At 37.7% G+C, this 3,282-nt stretch carries 6 protein-coding genes; all 6 read right to left on the bottom strand.

Annotated features, from left to right (window positions below):
- The coding region (locus tag PHC29_08760) for a DUF748 domain-containing protein (protein MDD5109568.1) at positions 1 to 781 on the bottom strand (781 nt) is incomplete at its 3' end.
- Between the two features lie 249 nt (positions 782 to 1,030).
- Complete coding sequence (locus PHC29_08755) at positions 1,031 to 1,309, bottom strand: GYD domain-containing protein (GenBank protein MDD5109567.1); 279 nt, start codon at positions 1,307 to 1,309, stop codon at positions 1,031 to 1,033.
- Between the two features lie 27 nt (positions 1,310 to 1,336).
- Positions 1,337 to 1,891, bottom strand: a complete 555-nt coding sequence (locus PHC29_08750; protein MDD5109566.1) for a hypothetical protein — start codon at positions 1,889 to 1,891, stop codon at positions 1,337 to 1,339.
- A gap of 23 nt (positions 1,892 to 1,914) precedes the next feature.
- The gene (locus PHC29_08745) at positions 1,915 to 2,253 is read right to left on the bottom strand and encodes a hypothetical protein (GenBank protein MDD5109565.1); all 339 of its coding nucleotides are present in this window, start codon (positions 2,251 to 2,253) and stop codon (positions 1,915 to 1,917) included.
- A 27-nt stretch (positions 2,254 to 2,280) separates the two neighbouring features.
- Positions 2,281 to 2,469, bottom strand: a complete 189-nt coding sequence (locus PHC29_08740) for a hypothetical protein (protein ID MDD5109564.1) — start codon at positions 2,467 to 2,469, stop codon at positions 2,281 to 2,283.
- 212 nt (positions 2,470 to 2,681) lie between these two features.
- The gene (locus PHC29_08735; protein MDD5109563.1) at positions 2,682 to 2,984 is read right to left on the bottom strand and encodes a hypothetical protein; all 303 of its coding nucleotides are present in this window, start codon (positions 2,982 to 2,984) and stop codon (positions 2,682 to 2,684) included.
- Between the last annotated feature and the right edge of the window lie 298 nt (positions 2,985 to 3,282).

Genomic DNA, 3,282 nt, shown 5'->3' with positions numbered 1-3,282 from the left:
CTTTCCGGCCGGTATATTTACCTACATAAGGAGTTAAAATTTGAAGAGCATCATCATTAAGTTTAAATACTGTTTCTAGCGATAAAGGAACCTTAAGTGGATTAGCCGATAATTCCGCTGAAATAAGCCCCTTTTCATCCAGCTTAGCCTCAAAAACAGCCTTGGCGACAGCATCTGGTTTGGTTGATAAATTAGTAATCCGTAGATTTATATTATTTATAGAGGTAGCGAAATTAGGATTAACCGAATAGTCGGTAAAATTAACCGTTGAGCCGCTTAAAGTAATCAGGTCAACAACTACTATCGGTAAAGGCTTGGGTTTCTCTGCTTCTGGAGGTTTTTGGCTGACCGGTTTTTCCGGCTGGGCTTTAACTTTTCCTGGCGCCGGAATTTCCACCGGAACTAGCTTTAACAGGTTAATCTCCATATTTTCAGAAAGTACGGCATTAACCTTAAGCCCTTCTGCACCCAGTGATTCAACGCGGTAAATCTTTTTAAATAGACTTAAGAAACTAAAATCGCACCAGGAACGGTCAAGGCTAAGCATTAACTGTTTATTATTATCTTTGATTTCAAGGCCTTTGATATTAAGGCGCAACAGGAATGGATTAAAAAGGATGGTACGGACTTTAACCGGGGTTTTGAGGATCTTAGTGGCTTGCCAGCTGGCTATCCAAGGCGAAATTAACGGCACCAAAACCAAGCTTAGGAGAAAATAAAAAGCGAATATACCGGCTATAACCTTGGCAGTAATTTTTAAGATCTTTTTTAGAATACGCATAATGAACCCTTAACGTTTCTAACTATGGATTCTATTTTACTACAACCACTTAATACGTCAACACTATTAGAGGTTTACCTCTAACCCTTTCAGGACATTTATTTACACCTGCTTCCATCGATCTTATATTATTCTTACTTTCTAAAGAAAGAAACGCCTATTTCGCCTTTTTTCTGCCTTTTTTCCCCAATAAGAAATCCCAAGCCCTTGCGAGCCTGGGATCTCTTATTACCCTTAAACTACTCAACCTTAGGCAATAACCTTATCAAATTCCTCTATGGTAATCGCCGGAAAACTGGTGAAAGCAATATTAGTCAACTTATTTAAGGCAATCGAAGCCTTCATTACTTCGGCAACTGAGGGAAAATCAGTAATCAGGACAATATCATATTTACCCAGAAGAGCATACATCTGGTTTACCTTTCCGCCGGCTTTTGATATTTCATCAAGTGCCTTTTTGGTCCTGTCGGCCGAAATACCTTCCATTCCCTCCTTGGTGTACTTTCCGTACATAAAGAACTTTGCCATTTGCCACCTCCTTTTGTCTGAATAAGTTTATAAGCTTATCAAGCGTTCGATACTGTAAAACCCGGCCACCGTAACATAACAGCCAAGTTCCGGTATATAATTTAAATAAAGCTTTACCCGATCCCCTGAACGATACTTAGTTTTTACGTGCGGCGGGTATAACACTACCGGCACTTCATTAGAATACATACCAAAAAGAATTTTAATCTGACTTAATGGATAGCTGCCTTTCTTAACGGACTCAATCTCTATAGTAAAATACCCATTGGCATTAATTGATCCGGAATTTTCCCGTCCCTCCGTGCTTACGGCTATAATTTTCCCAACTATAACCAGCTCGGCAAGATTTCTAATTTTTTTAGCTGCAGCATCCGCTTGCTGCAGATCAGAACCTTCAATGATTATTTGCAATAGCTTATCGCTCAATTCTTTCAATTCTAAACTGCTATCAACAGATACAGAAACGCTTTTCGCTTTTTTCTCATTTTTCCAATGATTATAGAATAAATAAACGGCTGTAAAACTTAGGATCAAAGAAACAACAACAATTATGGTATTTCCGTCTTTTTTCCGAATTATCACTTATAATCCCCAACAGTTAACCGCTATTTCCCTTTTTTAATCTCAATTATAACTAGCCCTAAACACCAAACACTTCCAATCACCAGGTATCCAACCAAGGCATACTCAAAAATAAAACTAAAAATATTTTCAGGAAATAATAGTTTAAACAAAAGGATAGTTATGGGAATACCGAGAATAAACCACAAATAAAGCATGATATTCCAAAAACGCCATTTTTTGTTGCAACTTTCGCACCTTAAAAATTTATTATTGCTTGTATATAGGTCACTTCTAGAGATCTCCTCACCGCAACGAAGGCATTTAGAATAATATTTGGTGAGCTCTAAATCATCTGCTTCGGGATCTAAGTTATCATCCATTATCTTTGAATACCTCTACAGAGTATTTTACTTACAGCAATTGCTTGCGCTCTTAGCAATTTTGGCAATTATTCCATTCATAACAAAACAAACCAGAGCAGTGAATATAACCACGTTATCGGGCCAGGGAAGAATGTCAAACGCCGCCGCTAGAAGCAGCAATATCCCAACACCGGTTAAAATTGAGTTACACACGCACGTATTCTTGTTTTCCATCTGAGCCTCCTTTTTGAGATTAACTTAAATTATTATACATCCGATTAAGCAAAAATCCCAAGTCATTTTTTGGTGACCTTACCCCTTACACTACACAGTTTGTAAGTTGAATTTAAGCAGTGAACCCTAACTCTTGTTCTTTTATGTGGTATAAATGAAAAACCGCTAAAGAATCTTTCTTAGCGGTTTCTTAATTTAGTTAAATTTTACTTCTATTCCTTAAGCTTGGGAAGAATATCGTGGCAGCCTTTAAAACTAAACCCTTCTTCCATACTAACTAACTTAAAGAACTCACATTCCATGCAATAATTTAACTTTTCAACAATTGATCTTTGAACTTTGCCATCGCAGATTGTACTTGCTATAGCCCAACAAACACGCCCGGCATTAATTCCGCCATTAAATCCATTAGCTACCTGCTCTATTGCTACGGGGCATATTCCAAATTCATGAACATTTGTTCCGCCTGGTTGGCGCCCGCATTTCTTATATTCCCAACAGTTTAGCTTATCCATATCTTGGCCTCTGGCAAAATAATAGCTCTAATTTAAGTATACCATATTTTAAGGGTGTTTATCTTGCCTCAAACCGATAACATTTTGGATATAAGTGATCAAAACTAAACAATCGGTTGATTATTTCAATTACAGTTTTATAATGAAAGCATGATGAGTAACCTGCAGAAATGGCTTCTAATCGGGGCAGTATGGTTAACAGCAATCAGCTTGTTTATGTCGGGACTACAGAGATTTAGGCCGACATCTGTCACTAATGCTATTGTTGATACGTGGACCGGGGAGATAAAGTAATACC

The organism is Candidatus Omnitrophota bacterium (assembly GCA_028712255.1).
Lineage (GTDB): Bacteria > Omnitrophota > Gorgyraeia > Gygaellales > Profunditerraquicolaceae > UBA6249.
The sequence above is the reverse complement of the archived record's forward strand: the minus strand, read 5'-3'. Positions and strand labels throughout refer to the sequence as shown.